Here is a 15,233-nt window from a genome sequence, read left to right on the forward strand (position 1 = left end):
TAAAGATGCAAAAGCGAGCTGAGCTGTATCGTGGAAAGGCGAAAACCGTCTACACCACCGAAGATCCTGATCTACTGGTGCTGGAATTTCGCAATGATACATCAGCAGGAGACGGTGCGCGCATTGAGCAGTTTGACCGTAAAGGCATGGTGAATAACAAGTTCAACCATTTCATTATGAGCAAACTGGAAGAAGCCGGAATCCCAACGCAAATGGTGAGCCTGCTGTCTGACAATGAAGTGCTGGTGAAGAAGCTGGAGATGGTGCCAGTCGAGTGTGTCGTGCGCAACCGCGCGGCGGGGTCGCTGGTAAAACGTTTGGGTATCGAAGAAGGTATCGAGCTGAATCCGCCGTTGTTCGATTTGTTCCTGAAAAACGATGCGATGCATGACCCGATGGTGAACGAATCTTACTGCAAGACGTTCGGCTGGGTGAGCGAAGAGAATCTGGCGCGCATGAAGGAACTGAGCTACAAAGCGAACGATGTTCTGAGCAAACTGTTTGGTGATGCCGGGCTGATTCTGGTCGATTTCAAGCTGGAATTCGGTCTGTTCAAAGGTGAAGTCGTGCTGGGTGATGAGTTCTCACCAGACGGTAGCCGCCTGTGGGACAAAGCGACGCTGAACAAAATGGATAAAGACCGTTTCCGTCAGAGCCTCGGTGGTTTGATTGAAGCGTATGAAGAAGTTGCGCACCGTATCGGCGTAAAATTAGACTAACTGCGCAATCGTTTCCGTTCAGGCCGTCTGGTTGTAATAGCGTGACGGCCTAAATGTTTTGCCTATTTATTCTCAGAATGTTGCTTTATCTTTCTCTTCTCTGACTCGTAATGTGCTGACCGGCCCTGATATCGATTGATGCTATCATCGCTGTTTGCTTAACGCGCAACCTGACTACTTTTCGACTGACTCGCATCCATGGCTTACTTCGATCCAACATTGTTAATTCTGCTCGTTCTGGCGGGGCTGGGTATTATCAGCCACAACATGACCGTCACGCTGGCGATTCTGGTTTTGCTGGCGGTACGCATTACCCCCTTAAATAGCTATTTCCCGTGGGTGGAAAAATACGGCCTGAGCATCGGTATCGTTATTCTGACGATTGGTGTGATGGCACCGATTGCCAGCGGGAAAATTACCGCCAGTGAAGTGATGCATTCATTCCTGCACTGGAAATCCCTGCTGGCGATCCTCATTGGTGTGGTGGTGTCCTGGCTTGGTGGACGCGGTGTGTCGCTGATGAGCAACCAGCCTTCGGTTGTCGCGGGGTTACTGGTGGGAACGGTGATGGGCGTGGCGCTGTTTCGCGGCGTTCCCGTCGGGCCGTTGATTGCCGCAGGCTTGCTTTCTCTGCTGATCGGCAAGACCTGATGAATCCGGCATGCATGACGCTGTGGCGTGATTTTCTCTCCAGTCAGCACCAGCAACAGCGCTATGGCCTCCGGCGACTGCTGGTGCTGAGCGGTGAACCGGACTGGTGTGAAGCGCAAGCGCTGGCACTCAGCCGTCAATCGTCCGGTGACTGGCTGTGGGTTAGCGAACATGCGCCTGATTCTGTCACCTCGCTGCCGGCAAATCGGGTGCGAACGCTACTGGGACGCGAATTTCTCCATGCGGTATTTGATGCACGCCGCGGTCTGGATGTTGAGGCGCTGGCGATGCTGTCAGGCACGTTACAGGCGGGTAGCTGGCTAATCATGCTGGTTCCTGCATGGCAAACCTGGCCAGCATCACCGGATAACGACAGCCTACGTTGGAGCGAACAAGAGCAGCCGATTGCTACTCCGTACTTTATCCAGCATTTTCAGCGTCAGCTATTAGCCGATGAGGATGTCGTGCTCTGGCAGCAGGATCAGGCGTTCGCGATTCGGCCATTGGCCACGCGATCGGACTGGCAGCCAGCTAGCGGTGAACCGACCGCGCGACAGCAGCATATTCTGCATGAGCTGATTGCCGCCGAGTCCGGTGTGTTTGTGATTACCGCAGCGCGCGGGCGTGGGAAATCGGCGCTGGCGGGAATGCTGACGCAGCGGTATCACGGCACCTGCTGGATTACCGCACCTTCCCGTGCGGCAACGGATATTCTGCAACAGCACGCGCGTGCCGATGCGCAGTTTTGGGCACCGGATGCGTTATTGGAACAGTGTCGCCTGCATGGTGCGCCTGAGGTCGACTGGCTGCTGATTGATGAAGCCGCGGCGATTCCGTCTTCCGTACTTTCCGCGCTGCTACCCTATTTCCCCCGTATTCTGATGACCACGACGGTGCAGGGGTATGAAGGAACGGGACGAGGGTTTCTGCTGAAATTTTGTGCGGTATTACCGCAGTGTCGCCTATTGACACTCGATGTTCCTTTGCGCTGGGCCGTTAACGATCCGCTGGAACGGGTGTTGGATCAGGCGCTGTTATTTAACGAACCGGCTTCCTTTTCTGTTCCGCAGGAACCCGATTACGACGTACGCGCTCTTTCATCCTTTGTGCTGGAAAGCCGAACCGAACGTGCCGATGGTTGGCTAACGCACCCTGAGCGTCTGGCAGGATGTTATGCACTCTTGTGCAGCGCGCATTACCGTACTTCACCGCTGGATTTGCGCCGTCTGATGGATGCACCGGGCATGCATATCGCCAGCGCACAGGTGGGGGACGATATTTGCGGCGTGCTGTGGCTGGTAGAGGAAGGCGGGCTGCCTGCCTCGCTGGCTCATGAGGTGTGGGCGGGGCGGCGACGCCCGCGTGGCAATCTGGTGGCGCAGTCGCTGGCGGCGCACGCTGGTTTGTGGCAGGCACCGATGCTCCGTGCACGCCGCGTGAGCCGGATTGCGGTGGCATCATCATCCCGCCGACAAGGGATTGGGCGAGCGCTCATCGCAGAGCAGATGCGTGAGGCGCAACAGCAGGCGCTGGATTATCTGTCGGTCAGTTTCGGTTATCAGCCGGAGTTGTGGGCGTTCTGGCAGTCGTGTGGCTTTCAACTGGTGCGCATAGGCAGCCATTTGGAGGCCAGCAGCGGTTGCTACAGCGCCATGGCACTACTGCCGCTGAGTGACGCAGGGCATCAGTTAGCGCAGCAGGGAAGCCAGCAATTGGCGCGTGACTGGCGTTGGTTACAGCGCCTGATTCCGCTGAATCTTGCGTTGCCGCAGACCGAGCACATTGCGCCGGATACAGCGAGTATTGCATTGAGTGAAGACGACTGGCGTGAGCTGGCGGGGTTTGCGTTTGCGCATCGACCGATGGAAGCGAGCTTCGCGTCACTCTGTCGTCTGTTGATGAATACGCCTCTGCCCCTGCCTGCGCTACGTCTGCTGGTAGAAACACCGGGCGACGGCGAGCGGATAGCGATGACGCTAGGGCTGAGCGGTAGGAAAATGCTTCTGAAACGCTGGCGAGAAGATACGGCCACTGCGCTGGCCGATCTCGATGCGCCACGGTGTGAGCACTGGCGAAAAGTGGTAATAGTCAGTGATGATTGACGGATGTTGCCTCATTGAAGACGACAAAACTCGCAAATTGTACAGAACCGAAAAGTAAGTATTATCCGCCAAGGTACTGACATATATTATTGCTGTTAAATCACCACAACCCGCAGTATCCCAAAGATCAATATCTACTCGCACTTTCTCTTTTTGTTTCGCTTCATAAATATCTAATCGCTCAAAATACGTATCAGGCGGTATGACCAGTTGATTATCCTGACCCAGGTAATTTTTGCGGGGATTAGCGTATTCATCCTTTGAACTTGGCCCAATCATTCCATTCTCATGCAGTAAGTCAAATTCAGCATTAACAACGAATGAAATCAATTATTTGACAGTACCTTTAATCGGTTCGGCTCTCATTTTAATACCTCTGAGCGGCTTATTGATGAACCCAAATAGCCATGTTGATATTTGTGCAACATACCGAATAGGAAAATATGAATTGGATTACTGCGTCTCTAACAATCGGAAAATCAGCGGTGTTTTTCCCTGTTTATCAGCGTAGTCGGCAATTAACGTGAGGTCAGTTTTTCTCTTTCCAGACCAGAGTAGACACTCGACTCTCTTTTGTGGGGCATCGGCGTCAATGTCGTCACTGCACAGGGGAATTCTGCCCGTTTGATCGGGGGTAAAGGCGATGTCGTAAGGCGGAAGTGTCAAATCTGCAACGTTTTCCCCTGAGCTATCCAATTCTTCAAGAATTTCTTCGTAAATAGCGGGGCTAACGCCAAAATTGAGTAGAACTTCAGGATCGCCATGCTGGATGCCCCTCAACAACTCGCCCACGAGCCGGTAAATATTATCTCTGTTACGTGTCATCTCTCATTTCCTTATCTTGTTTTCCTTTTATTAAACCCTCTAACAACCTCGTTGGCCACGCCGTTAAGTTAATGAGGCGCATTATTCTAAATAGCGGTTCTGCATAGTCGCTCCCTTTGCGGGTACGCAGTCCGAGTTGCGCGATCTGAACAATCGCCAAACATCTCAAATCATCAACTGGACTGAGCGATGCCGATCATAGTATTTATCCCCGATGCAAAAAGCCATTCACACAGTTCGTGATAAGAATCACGCCGCTATGCTGATGTTGCACCGAGGCGAACGTGTCAGCATCGTGGGCAGAAGCCGCCTGTCAACACGCATCTTTCGGTCATAGCCGAAGTCGACTGCGCGTGAAATGTGCCTGCGGAAAAAAGACACGAAAGCCTCTTTTTGGGCTAACATCGGGACAGGATATACATCACCGACTCAAATAATGGTAACCACTCACCTATGTTAGTTCGTGTATATGTAGCAGATAACGATGGGCCAACCTTTGAGGTGCTACCTGTCCGAGAAATCGAGAAGGACACTTACGAATTGCTGTCTTCTCCCGGCCTGGCGTTAAATCTAGCTCGCGGGGATATCTTCCGAATTAACGATGAGCATGCACATCCCGAAGTACTGCAAAGAAGCGGTAATTTTTGCATTCATATCTATGCCGATTATCTTCCACCTGAAGATATCGCTGGTTTAGAAAAGGATGTGGTTAGCCAACTCAATGGAACATTAGACGGCGTATTTCAGGGAAACTTATCATTGGCAGTCCCTGCCAGAAATGGGATGGATAAGATTGCCGACATTTTCGACGCCTTTCGCGAAAAAACAGGTGTGCAGTGGTACTTCGCGAATATTTATAAGAATATTGACAACGACGAAGATGAAACACTTTTAAATTGGTGGCTGGACAGTTAAGCCACCCTCGACCCGCTTCTCCGACGAAATTCATTATCGACCGGGCAGGGTATGAGGACGTTTGGGCTGATGAGACAGACTAGATAACACGTCCTGCTTCTGTCTGAATCCGTCGTTCGTCTTTCTCATATACAGGTTGTACAACAGCTAAATTGCTGCTCTGCATTGTCGATCCCAGAGGGGCGGCATGGGCTGGCAACACTGTAACGGTATTAGGATCGGCAGCTTAGAGAATAAGCCTCATTTGCATAGAAGGTGGTTTCTGGTAGAAAAGAGTCTCAGCTTCCTTCACGATTGTTTGTGCAATAGTCGCAAAAAAGCGACAGCGAAAACCCAATTATTTTTGTTAAATCAGGATACGTCGATGCTGGAATTACGCCCAAACTGTGAGCACTGCGATTGTGATTTGTCGCCGGATGCCGAAACGTATATCTGCTCTTATGAATGCACGTTCTGCCCTGACTGCGCAGATGCCGTCTTTCACTACGCTTGCCCGAATTGCGGTGGTGAGTTAGTCAGACGGCCGGTGCGTCCGGCACGTTGTCTGATGAACGATCCGGCTTCAACGATCCGCATCACCAAACCGCACTGACAGGGGGCGGGTATCCCGGCCTGTCGTTGCAAAAAATGGAATATCTCATTCAGTAATTCCCGGTTTCTCCTGTTAATGCGCGGCGTATAGTAAGAATTAACCGTATTGATAACGAATGTCGGCAGATGACGCGTTCGGCCGCAGCTTTCAGGAGAGAAACATGAATCAAGATTATGTTGTTGTTCAACAGCCTTCAGAGGCGAATCGATTAATTCTGCTGTTTCATGGTGTGGGCGATACTGCCGCAGGTATGGCGCAAATTGGGCGCTATTTTGCCGCAGCCTTACCGCAGGCAATGGTGATCAGTATCAGCGGGCCGTTTAGTACCGGCTACGGCGACGGACGGCAGTGGTTCTCCGTGCAGGGTGTCACGGAGGAGAATCGGTTATCCCGTATTGAGGAAAATCTGCCGCGTTTTGTTGATACCGTGCGCGACTGGCAGGAGAAAAGTGGCATTAGCGCAGAACATACTGTGCTGGTCGGTTTTTCACAGGGCAGCATTATGTCGCTGGAGGCGTTGAAGTCAGCGCCTTCGCTGGCGGGTCAGGTTATCGCGTTCAGCGGTCGTTTTGCTGTCCTGCCGGAAGCGACATTTACTGATGTTGTCGTGCACCTGATTCATGGTGACGCGGATGGCGTGATTGTGGTGGGACATGCTCATGCTGCTGCACGGCGTTTTCAGGCGTTGGGAACGTCGTTTACGTTGGATATCGCCCCTGCCGTCGGGCATGGTATTGATGAACAGATGCTGAAATGGGCGCTGGGCTATCTCAAATAAAAATATTATCTTGTTGGTTTTTTTGACGTTGGGCAGCATTGGTGACTAATACGTGCGGTGTACCTTTTTATTTTTCGGTGCTGCCCTGATTAAATTTGTGTATGTATTTTATGGGTGAGATTTTATACCCGTTATATTTCAAGCGCCTTGTGCGTTGGCAACCCTTACTCTGATCTTAACCATGGAGTAAGAATCTACATCGCCTACGGTGTGTTGCTTCGCTCGCGTGCAGGCGATGTAGTCAGGATCGCTTTCAGGGGTTTTTCTTCGGCCAGTCGTCGTCTTCATCGTCCCATTTATCGTTGTTGTCACGATGCGGGGGCAATTTGGGCTTGTTGAGCAGAAAACGCGTATGGTCAACGTTGCGCAGTTCTTTGATGCCGTTAATCAGCATGCCTATCAGGATAATCAGGATTACCCACCAGTAATCTGCCAGCCAAGCCATGGTTACGCCTCATCAACATTATAAATGTAACGGGTAAACAGTTGCGGCAAGTTCTGGCAAAGCCAGTGATAGCCTGCAATGTCCTCATCTTGCCAGGCGGCAAGGATGAGATCGGGGGTAAGCTGCTCTTCCGCATACTGTGCTAATGAATAATAGCTGATATGCCAGGGTTCGACTGCGACACCGCCGAGATCGTGCGCATAAGGTCGATAAAAACCGTATTCATGCATGTGCGCACTCAGCCATGCGTTCAGCGAGGCAAAATAGCCGCCTTCTTCATATTCCCATGGCTCCAACTGGAGCGAGCTTCCTGCGGGCAATAAATCGGGATCGTAGATATCGAGATCGCTGCCCCAATGGTGGCGGCTGGAGCCGGGCATGGCAGACCAGCGCAGAATCGCTTCACAGCGCTCGCCCTCATTCAGAGACGACACATCCAGCGGCTGGCTGTTTGCATCCATAACGGGACGTTCCCCGCGAAATTTGCCATTCCAAATCTGCCGCTGACGCTCGAAATCACGAAACGTACTGGCAGGCTGTAGGTTAAACCCTGCCGTTTTTGCCGCCTGTTGTAGCGCCAGAAAGGCGGTAACGGCTTCCGGCTGAAGGCGATGGCGACCGTCTAAAACGACCAAATGCAGGTCGCTTTTTCCGGTTAACATTGCTGATGTCATCATGCGATGAGCTGCTCCATAATACGCTGGTACATGCGGCTCAGCAGTTGCAGATCGGCTGCATTAACGCATTCGTCTACTTTATGGATCGTGGCATTGACGGGGCCAAGTTCAACCACCTGTGCTCCCATGCGGGCGATGAAACGGCCATCGGAGGTGCCGCCATTGGTCAGTAACTCGGGGGTGACCTCGTTGTAATGCTCCACAGCATTCACCACGGCATCGACCAGTTCACCGCGTGCGGTCAGGAAGGGCTGGCCGGAGAGCTTCCAGTCGATGGTGTAGTTTAACTGGTGGCGATCCAGCAATTCCGCTACACGCTGCTGGATTAACACATCCGTTAATTCGGTGCTGAAGCGAAAATTGAATTGCACAAACAGTTCGCCGGGGATGACGTTATTGCTGCCCGTGCCCGCCTGAATATTGGCAATTTGCATGGTGGTAGGGGGGAAAAAGTCGTTGCCCCGATCCCACTCGGTGGCGATCAGTTCGTTGAGTGCTGGCGCGGCACGATGAACGGGGTTGTCTGCCAGATGGGGGTAGGCAACATGCCCTTGTACGCCGTGTATGTACAGGTTCGCCGTGATAGATCCGCGACGGCCATTTTTTACCACGTCACCGACTACCTGCGTACTGGATGGTTCGCCGACCAGACAATAGTCCAAACGCTCGTTGCGTGCCATCAGGGCTTCTACCACTTTCACGGTGCCGTTAACGGCGCTGGCTTCTTCGTCTGAGGTAATCAGAAATGCCAGACGCCCCTGATGATTGGGGTGTGCCGCGACAAAACGCTCGGCGGCAATGACCATCGCAGCCAGTGAACCTTTCATGTCTGCTGCGCCGCGACCATACAGCATGCCGTCACGAATGATCGGCTCAAACGGCGGATGCTGCCAGTGGCTTTCATCGCCGCTGGGCACTACGTCGGTATGACCGGCGAAGGCCAACGTTTTTCCTGTGCCGCGCCATGCCCAGAAATTTTGGGTATCGCCAAAATCCATCGCTTCGACGGTAAAGCCGATAGCCGTCAGGCGTTCAATCATCAGAGCCTGACAGCCCCCATCGTTCGGGCTGAGGGAAGGGCGTTTAATTAACTGTTGAGCGAGCTCGATCACTGGGCAAGACACGTTATTGGTTCTCCGCAATAAATTTCTGGTAACTGTCGATACTAAAGCCAAGCAGCGCATTGCCGTCATCGGCAATCAGCAATGGCCGTTTAATGACGGCTGGCTGTTCCAACATCAGGTTTTTGGCGGCCTCTGCGCTGTCGCGGGTATCGCTGTTGATCCGTTCGCGCAGCTCGTCACTGAGCTTACGCCAGGTAGTGCCGCGCGTGTTGAGTAAGGCCTGAAACCCCAGTTGGTCGATAAAACGCTGTAGCTGTTGTTCATCCAGACCGTCGGCACGGTAATCATAGAAGCGATACGCCACCTGTTGTTCATCCAGCCAGCGGCGCGCTTTTTTTATGGTGTCACAGTTCTTAATGCCGTACATGGTCAGCGCCATAGGGGTAAAATCCTTTCTGCTTATTGAGTGACATGACGATCGCTGTGCAGGGCAGTATGGCCTGACTGAGCCGGATCGTGCGATAAGCCCAGCATGCCGAAAAAAGACGGGGAGATCTACTGTGAACTGCATTGCAGAAATAGGAGATAGTACGTGTTTTATACGTTCATAATACTTTTACCTGATTAAAAAGTGTGCGTATAATACGTCGCCGTTAATCATTAAGAGGTTCGCATGGTAGAAGCAGAAGTGAGTACCTGGAAAGATTTTATTGAAGCAATGTTACGCAAATAATAACGATAAATACGGTTAGTCATTGCATACCAGGAATAAAATCATATAGATAAGCAGTATTGAGCATTCTCAATACTGCTTTATTTTTATGTAAAAAGGGAAACCTGAGGAAATAAAAGAGAGGTTTCCTTTCGCGCCGTATCCGACTAGGCTAAAGAAGGTTTTCATCAGGCGGTACGAGTAGAATTAGAATGCGTACTCCAGGCCAGCACTGGCGCCATAGTTGCCTTTTCTGGGGTTACCACCAAACTCATTGGAATATTGCATCCATGTATGCAGGTTGGTTGTAAGATTGACCATAACGCCAGCATCTGCCTCCCCCCAGTCTTTTTCTGATCCCGCGCTTGGCATAGAGAAATGTCCTCCCATAGAATTCAAACCCGCAGTGACCGGACGCACATTACTCGCCATGTAATCATGATTCCATGCCATGCCTACGTAAGGGCTAATATCCAAACTGGCTACAAGTAAGTGCCCCTGAGTTTGCCAGCCAAGACTGGAAATCAGAGCATTACGATGCTGTTCTGAAAACCACATGGCTGAGCTATTATTTCCGCGTTCATGATAGCCTTCTACGTCAACGGACTGACGTTCTAAACGGGCAAAAGGCCCGGTTTTGACCGAGCTTCCCAGATCAAACCACCAGCCAGCATCAATACCCCCACCAACATGGCGCCCTGTCACTGAACCGGATTCCGTACGCGTCGCCGGGCCGATGTGAATGGTGCGATAAACATCATCAAAGTGAGAAGATCCTGCATTGACGAATACGCTCATCCAGGGATGGTCGGCGTGGTAAACTTGATAAAGCGCGATACTGTGGTCATATAACGTGTAACCCGCATCATTAAGCGCGGTCTTTTGGTTAGAGATCGTGGCCATCGCCCCAACGTTAAGATTATCACTCAATTTCACGTCGCCGCCGACCGAAGCAACGCGCTGATTACTACTACTGGAAAACGTATCGTTGGTGGAGTTGTCCTGATGATGATAATCACCACTGACGAATACCCGCGTATCGCCGCCATAGGTATCGGTAAGGATTTCTTTACGTAGCAAAGTGTACTGAGATTTCGTTACTGCCAGAGGGGCTTTGCTGAGTAGTGAAATTTTACCTGGTGCTGAAATTTCATATAAAACAACACTGGCGAGCATCTTGTGAACGCCTGTTGTAGGGTGGACATTGTCGGCAAAAAGATAGCTATATTCTGTGCCGCTGGTGTAATTTCCTGGGCCACATAAAAGTGATGATGTGGTATTACAGGCACCTTTGGTGGTGTTGATAATGCCATAAGCTGATGGGTTGGCCATGATTTCTGACAGAAGCGCGTAAGTATTGACGGGGATAATGTTAAGTCCATTTTGACTCAACGTAGTCAGGCCATTATCTAAGGTTTGATTATATTGATTCGCGACTTCCTGATATTTTTTCTGTAAGTTGCGATTAGCTGCATCTGGGGTCGCCCCAAGGTTCGTGAGATTATAAACAACAACGTATTTTCCCCCAGCATGATATAGATTATTTAATAATGATATTTCAGTGTTTGCCACGGGAATGATTTTACTGGTTTCGGTTGAGGGGGCTGACTCATACATAGCATAGATATCATTGGATCCCCCCCATATTTGATAAAGTGTTGATGCGTTAATTTTATTGTTTTTAATATAATTATTAACCTGGGATTGGATAGTCGGCGAAAACAGAATCCCTAATGCATAATTATTACTAATACCGGCACCACCCGAGGCATAGTTGGTTCCACCAGAGAATGAATCTGTTGCTGACAGTCCTAAACCGTCTGCGACATACATCGTGGCGGTTTTCCCTGGATTCGTGGTAAACCTTGAGGTGCCGATTCCTAGCGCATGGGAAAGATTACCTGCATCACTTAAGCTATCACCAAAAACTACCGTATTATTAAAAATCTCTGCTTTCGCTGATAATGTGTAAATAGATAATGCAGAAATAATAAATGGAAAAAATATTTTCGGTTTTCGCCATAATGATTTTTTTATGACATTACTGTAATGACTCGTGTCGCTCATCGCTAGGGGGATACGGATACGTTGCATAATGCTATGCTCCCGAAATTATGAAAAATAAATATCTGCAAACAATTTAATACGAACGTTCGAGAATCAGATATTTGGTTTCTTTCCTGAATAATAACGGGTTGATACTATTGGTATCGGAATGGTGATATATAAGATATGTCTTATATGAAAAATAATGAGATATATCTTAGCGAAGGGCTTTCTTGGTGTCCCAAGCCTTGGCGTGTTATGAGCGAAAAGCCTGCTGTGTGACCCTTTGTTTTAAAGGGCCAACATAAGTTTACTTTTTGGAAAAGAGGAAACCTGAGTGAATAAAACAGGCTATTATTTTCGTACCTGTGAATTCTATTTTCTCTCGTTAATTCATATTGATGACGGAGTAATAGCAAATTTCGCAGCAGCAATAGCATGCAAGTAACTGGTGTCAAAAAGAGGAACTTGAGCATCCTGAGAGCTAATCAATAGCGGGATCTCCGTACAGCCCAGGATGATGCCTTCCGCGCCTTGCTGCTCAAGCTGCCGGATAATTTCCCTATAGATCTGTCGCGATGTGTCGTTAATGTTCCCCAGGCACAGCTCGTCGTAAATGATGCGATTAACCGATTCTCTTCCTGCCTGATTGGGAACAATAATATCGATACCAAACCGTTCCTGAATACGTAGGCGATAGAAATCTTGCTCCATTGTGTAGCGGGTGCCGAGCAAACCGACCTTCTTCAATCCGTGTTGCGCCAGACTGTCGCCGGTGGCATCGGCAATATGCAAAAGGGGAAGCTGGCAGGCACGCTCAACGTCATCAGCGACTTTATGCATGGTGTTGGTACAAATGACAATAGCATCAGCGCCCGCATGACGTAATCCTACGGCGATATTACTGAGCACAGCGGCTGCTTGTGCCCAATTACCTTGCGACTGTAATTGTTCAATTTCGTTAAAATCGACGCTGTGCAGGATGATTTTGGCAGAGTGCAGCCCACCAAGTTGGCTTTTCACATATTCGTTAATAATGCGGTAATACGGAATGGTCGATTCCCAACTCATTCCTCCGATCAAACCCAGCGTTTTGCTTACCATGGCACCTTCCTTCGATATCATAAAAAGTAATGAATGGGTCAGAACTGAGCGCTCTGCTTTCTGCATCGGGTTAAAATAGGGCAGTGAAGTCGTCTGGTATACATTTTTAGCGATTTTTATCACTTTTTATCCAACTTCAACTGGACAAAAGGTCAATCTATTGTTGTACTGTACCTGACACAGATTTTGTGTCTTTCATTCATGTAAAGGTAAGTTTGATGTCTAAGATTAAAGGTAGTGTTAAGTGGTTTAATGAGTCCAAAGGCTTCGGTTTCATTACTCCAGAAGATGGTAGCAAAGACGTGTTCGTACACTTCTCTGCCATTCAGAGCAATGGTTTCAAAACTCTGGCTGAAGGTCAGCGTGTAGAGTTCGAAATTACTGACGGTGCCAAAGGTCCTTCTGCTGCTAACGTTAACGCTATTTAATTATACCGATTTCGTGAAAAACCCGCCTGATGGCGGGTTTTTTTTGCTTCCTACTAAGGCTCTCAGGGCGTCGTCATCCAGGTGACTAATGCAAACGCCAGCGCGGTCATCAGTAGTGACCCCGCCAGATTCAACAGTACATGTAACCCCGCTGCCGAAAATTGTCCACTTTGCAGGAACATGACGACTTCTGCTGAAAAGGTCGAAAATGTCGTTAAGCCGCCGCATAGTCCTGTGGTAATCAATATTTTCCAGTCCTGATCGAGGTGGGGATGGCGCAGGAAGAAGGCTAATGCGCCGCCAATCACGAAAGCACCAATTAGGTTGGCAAACAGCGTGCCTAACGGCAGCGTTGGATACAGAGCGTTAAATTTCACTCCCAACTGCCAGCGTGCGACGCTGCCAACTCCACCACCAATAAATACCGCCAGTAATGTACTCAACATAGAAACCTTTTCTGGATTATTTTTGCCTGGATTACTTTTTACACCGATTGTTTTTGCGATCTCGAACAGCACAGGGCAAGACGCTACGCCCTCTCTGCGAGGTGAACGTAGACATCATTAGCCTAATGGCGGTTTTTACCCTGTCGTTCAGGCTGCCAGCGTGTTGGGTGGCATGAGGGTAGGGAGGCATGTCATCTCCGCTTTGGAGCGAAAAGTTTACGCCGTCGGACGGTTTTTTTGTAGGGATACCGGGGAGAAAGTTGTAAAGCAATCTGAATGAAACCGAAAACGGCGATGCCGCGTCTTACTTTGTTACAGATGCCGATTGTGTCGGACTGCGGAAGGTTTTACATAGAGGCATAGAATACAAAAAATTTTTTCGACAACTCTTGTCCGACAAATAGATGTTCTCGTTCGCTGGCGTCTCCAGCCTTTGTTAATCAGGTAGGTTTGTATGGAAGGTATCAGTATTGCCAAACTGTTGGTGATTGGCGCACTAATCATCCTGCTGTTCGGTACGAATAAACTTCGTAGCTTAGGTGGGGATTTGGGCGCGGCGATTAAAGGCTTCAAAAAAGCGATGAATGACGATCAGCCTGCGAAGACGGATGATGCCACGGCGCTGCACGATTCATCTCGTAAAGAATCTTAATCGTTTCTCTCACCGCAAAACGGACGGCTATTGCCGTCCGTTTTTTATTCCACACAAAAAATGTGTAAAAAACTATGTTCGCTTATTTTACTTCGATGCCCTTGGCCTGAAGGTCGGCATGGTAGGACGAGCGAACAAACGGGCCGCAGGCAGCGTGCGTAAAGCCCATCGCCATTGCTTCGGCTTTCATTTCATCAAACTCGTCTGGGCTGACGTAGCGCTGTACCGGCAGGTGATGACGGCTCGGCTGTAAATATTGTCCCAGCGTCAGCATTGTCACACCGTGGCGACGCAGGTCGCGCATAACTTCCACGATTTCCGCATTGGTTTCCCCTAATCCCACCATCAAACCCGATTTGGTTGGGATAGTCGGGTGCGCATTTTTGAAGTTTTCCAGCAGCTTCAGTGACCATTCATAGTTCGCTCCAGGGCGAACCTGACGATAAACGCGCGGTACGTTTTCCAGATTGTGATTGAACACATCCGGCGGCGTGGCGGTCAGAATCTCTAACGCACGATCCATACGACCACGGAAGTCTGGCACCAGCGTTTCGATGCGGATATTCGGATTCTTGCGGCGAATGGCGCTAATGCAGTCTGCAAAGTGCTGAGCGCCGCCATCGCGCAGATCATCACGGTCAACCGAGGTGATTACAACATAGCGCAGGCCCATGTCATGGATGGTCTGTGCCAGTTTCTCCGGCTCATTGGCGTCTGGCGTAAGCGGGCGACCGTGGGCAACGTCACAGAACGGGCAGCGGCGCGTGCAAATGGCGCCAAGAATCATGAACGTCGCGGTGCCGTGGTTGAAACACTCAGCCAGATTCGGACAGGACGCTTCTTCGCAAACTGAGTGCAACCCGTTTTTGCGCATGGCCGCTTTGATTCCCTGAATACGGCTCGAATCTGCCGGAAGTTTGATCTTCATCCATTCAGGTTTGCGCAGAATCTCTTGGCGTTCGGTGACAACGGTGCGTACCGGGATTAGCGCCATCTTATCGGCATCGCGGTATTTAACGCCGCGTTCGATCTGAATCGGTTTACTCATGTTTGCGTAAGTTCCAGTTCTGAATCGTT

The 15,233-nt window shown here is 50.0% G+C and carries 18 protein-coding genes, 2 pseudogenes and 1 riboswitch; of the genes and pseudogenes, 10 read left to right on the forward strand and 10 right to left on the reverse strand.

What is annotated here, in order from left to right; translation table 11 throughout:
• The first annotated feature begins 5 nt into the window (after nucleotides 1-5).
• The 3 genes from purC (at nucleotide 6) to OI69_RS07610 (ending at nucleotide 3,472) form a co-directional block, all read left to right on the forward strand.
• Complete coding sequence (gene purC / locus OI69_RS07600) at nucleotides 6-719, forward strand: phosphoribosylaminoimidazolesuccinocarboxamide synthase (protein ID WP_039348279.1); 714 nt, start codon at nucleotides 6-8, stop codon at nucleotides 717-719.
• Between the two features lie 198 nt (nucleotides 720-917).
• On the forward strand, nucleotides 918-1,370 hold the full coding sequence (locus OI69_RS07605) for a DUF441 domain-containing protein (RefSeq protein ID WP_039348282.1): 453 nt from the start codon (nucleotides 918-920) through the stop codon (nucleotides 1,368-1,370).
• Nucleotides 1,370-3,472, forward strand: coding sequence for a tRNA(Met) cytidine acetyltransferase TmcA (locus OI69_RS07610; RefSeq protein WP_327078725.1), 2,103 nt, complete (start codon nucleotides 1,370-1,372; stop codon nucleotides 3,470-3,472). The genes OI69_RS07605 and OI69_RS07610 overlap by 1 nt, the downstream gene beginning before the upstream one ends.
• A gap of 39 nt (nucleotides 3,473-3,511) precedes the next feature.
• On the opposite strand, the pseudogene OI69_RS20445 reads toward OI69_RS07610, so the two are convergent.
• Together OI69_RS20445 and OI69_RS07615 are read right to left on the reverse strand one after the other, a co-directional pair.
• Nucleotides 3,512-3,802, reverse strand: a pseudogene (locus OI69_RS20445) (DUF7668 domain-containing protein); the annotation flags it as partial.
• Nucleotides 3,803-3,925: 123 nt separating this feature from the next.
• Nucleotides 3,926-4,297, reverse strand: a complete 372-nt coding sequence (locus OI69_RS07615) for a hypothetical protein (protein WP_039348285.1) — start codon at nucleotides 4,295-4,297, stop codon at nucleotides 3,926-3,928.
• 214 nt (nucleotides 4,298-4,511) lie between these two features.
• Between OI69_RS07615 and OI69_RS20205 the strand changes: the two are divergent.
• From OI69_RS20205 to ypfH, 4 genes and pseudogenes are all read left to right on the forward strand, one after another.
• A pseudogene (locus OI69_RS20205) lies at nucleotides 4,512-4,619 on the forward strand (IS630 family transposase); the annotation flags it as partial.
• Between the two features lie 131 nt (nucleotides 4,620-4,750).
• A complete protein-coding gene (locus OI69_RS07620) occupies nucleotides 4,751-5,212 on the forward strand; it encodes a DUF4265 domain-containing protein (RefSeq protein ID WP_039348289.1) in 462 nt (153 codons plus the stop codon).
• Nucleotides 5,213-5,576: 364 nt separating this feature from the next.
• Nucleotides 5,577-5,804: a DUF1272 domain-containing protein gene (locus OI69_RS07625; protein ID WP_039348292.1), complete on the forward strand. Its 228-nt coding sequence runs from the start codon at nucleotides 5,577-5,579 to the stop codon at nucleotides 5,802-5,804.
• A gap of 160 nt (nucleotides 5,805-5,964) precedes the next feature.
• Complete coding sequence (gene ypfH / locus OI69_RS07630) at nucleotides 5,965-6,582, forward strand: esterase (RefSeq protein ID WP_039348295.1); 618 nt, start codon at nucleotides 5,965-5,967, stop codon at nucleotides 6,580-6,582.
• A gap of 253 nt (nucleotides 6,583-6,835) precedes the next feature.
• Here the strand turns inward: ypfH and OI69_RS07635 are convergent, their stop codons facing one another.
• Genes OI69_RS07635 through OI69_RS07650 form a run of 4 tightly spaced genes read right to left on the reverse strand, consistent with a single transcriptional unit; the run spans nucleotide 6,836 to nucleotide 9,207 of the window.
• Nucleotides 6,836-7,027 (reverse strand): YpfN family protein, encoded by a 192-nt coding sequence (locus tag OI69_RS07635; protein WP_039348299.1) that lies wholly within the window; start codon nucleotides 7,025-7,027, stop codon nucleotides 6,836-6,838.
• A 2-nt stretch (nucleotides 7,028-7,029) separates the two neighbouring features.
• Nucleotides 7,030-7,704, reverse strand: coding sequence for a M15 family metallopeptidase (locus tag OI69_RS07640; protein ID WP_039348302.1), 675 nt, complete (start codon nucleotides 7,702-7,704; stop codon nucleotides 7,030-7,032).
• Entirely contained in the window at nucleotides 7,701-8,828 is a 1,128-nt protein-coding gene (dapE, locus tag OI69_RS07645) for a succinyl-diaminopimelate desuccinylase (RefSeq protein ID WP_039348305.1), read from the reverse strand. The genes OI69_RS07640 and dapE overlap by 4 nt, the downstream gene beginning before the upstream one ends.
• A gap of 1 nt (nucleotide 8,829) precedes the next feature.
• Entirely contained in the window at nucleotides 8,830-9,207 is a 378-nt protein-coding gene (locus tag OI69_RS07650; RefSeq protein ID WP_039348307.1) for an ArsC family reductase, read from the reverse strand.
• Nucleotides 9,208-9,441: 234 nt separating this feature from the next.
• Between OI69_RS07650 and ypfM the strand changes: the two genes are divergently transcribed.
• The gene (gene ypfM / locus OI69_RS20400) at nucleotides 9,442-9,501 is read left to right on the forward strand and encodes a protein YpfM (protein ID WP_143485675.1); all 60 of its coding nucleotides are present in this window, start codon (nucleotides 9,442-9,444) and stop codon (nucleotides 9,499-9,501) included.
• 186 nt (nucleotides 9,502-9,687) lie between these two features.
• Here the strand turns inward: ypfM and OI69_RS07655 are convergent, their stop codons facing one another.
• Complete coding sequence (locus OI69_RS07655) at nucleotides 9,688-11,574, reverse strand: autotransporter outer membrane beta-barrel domain-containing protein (protein ID WP_235319666.1); 1,887 nt, start codon at nucleotides 11,572-11,574, stop codon at nucleotides 9,688-9,690.
• 345 nt (nucleotides 11,575-11,919) lie between these two features.
• Nucleotides 11,920-12,630, reverse strand: a complete 711-nt coding sequence (locus tag OI69_RS07660; protein WP_039348310.1) for an aspartate/glutamate racemase family protein — start codon at nucleotides 12,628-12,630, stop codon at nucleotides 11,920-11,922.
• Between the two features lie 218 nt (nucleotides 12,631-12,848).
• On the opposite strand from OI69_RS07660, the gene cspE reads away from it, so the two are divergent.
• The gene (gene cspE / locus OI69_RS07665) at nucleotides 12,849-13,058 is read left to right on the forward strand and encodes a transcription antiterminator/RNA stability regulator CspE (protein WP_005976270.1); all 210 of its coding nucleotides are present in this window, start codon (nucleotides 12,849-12,851) and stop codon (nucleotides 13,056-13,058) included.
• 62 nt (nucleotides 13,059-13,120) lie between these two features.
• On the opposite strand, the gene crcB is transcribed toward cspE, so the two are convergent.
• Nucleotides 13,121-13,504 carry a fluoride efflux transporter CrcB gene (gene crcB / locus OI69_RS07670; protein ID WP_039348313.1) on the reverse strand — a complete coding sequence of 128 codons (384 nt, stop codon included), beginning with the start codon at nucleotides 13,502-13,504 and terminating at the stop codon, nucleotides 13,121-13,123.
• Between the two features lie 101 nt (nucleotides 13,505-13,605).
• Nucleotides 13,606-13,712: riboswitch (Fluoride riboswitch) on the reverse strand.
• 246 nt (nucleotides 13,713-13,958) lie between these two features.
• Here crcB and tatA point away from each other — a divergent pair.
• Nucleotides 13,959-14,156 carry a Sec-independent protein translocase subunit TatA gene (gene tatA, locus OI69_RS07675; protein WP_039348317.1) on the forward strand — a complete coding sequence of 66 codons (198 nt, stop codon included), beginning with the start codon at nucleotides 13,959-13,961 and terminating at the stop codon, nucleotides 14,154-14,156.
• Nucleotides 14,157-14,238: 82 nt separating this feature from the next.
• Here tatA and lipA read toward each other — a convergent pair whose 3' ends face one another.
• A complete protein-coding gene (lipA, locus tag OI69_RS07680; RefSeq protein ID WP_039348320.1) occupies nucleotides 14,239-15,204 on the reverse strand; it encodes a lipoyl synthase in 966 nt (321 codons plus the stop codon).
• Nucleotides 15,205-15,233: the final 29 nt, after the last annotated feature.

Origin of the sequence: Pectobacterium fontis, from assembly GCF_000803215.1 — a bacterium.
Classification (GTDB): domain Bacteria; phylum Pseudomonadota; class Gammaproteobacteria; order Enterobacterales; family Enterobacteriaceae; genus Pectobacterium; species Pectobacterium fontis.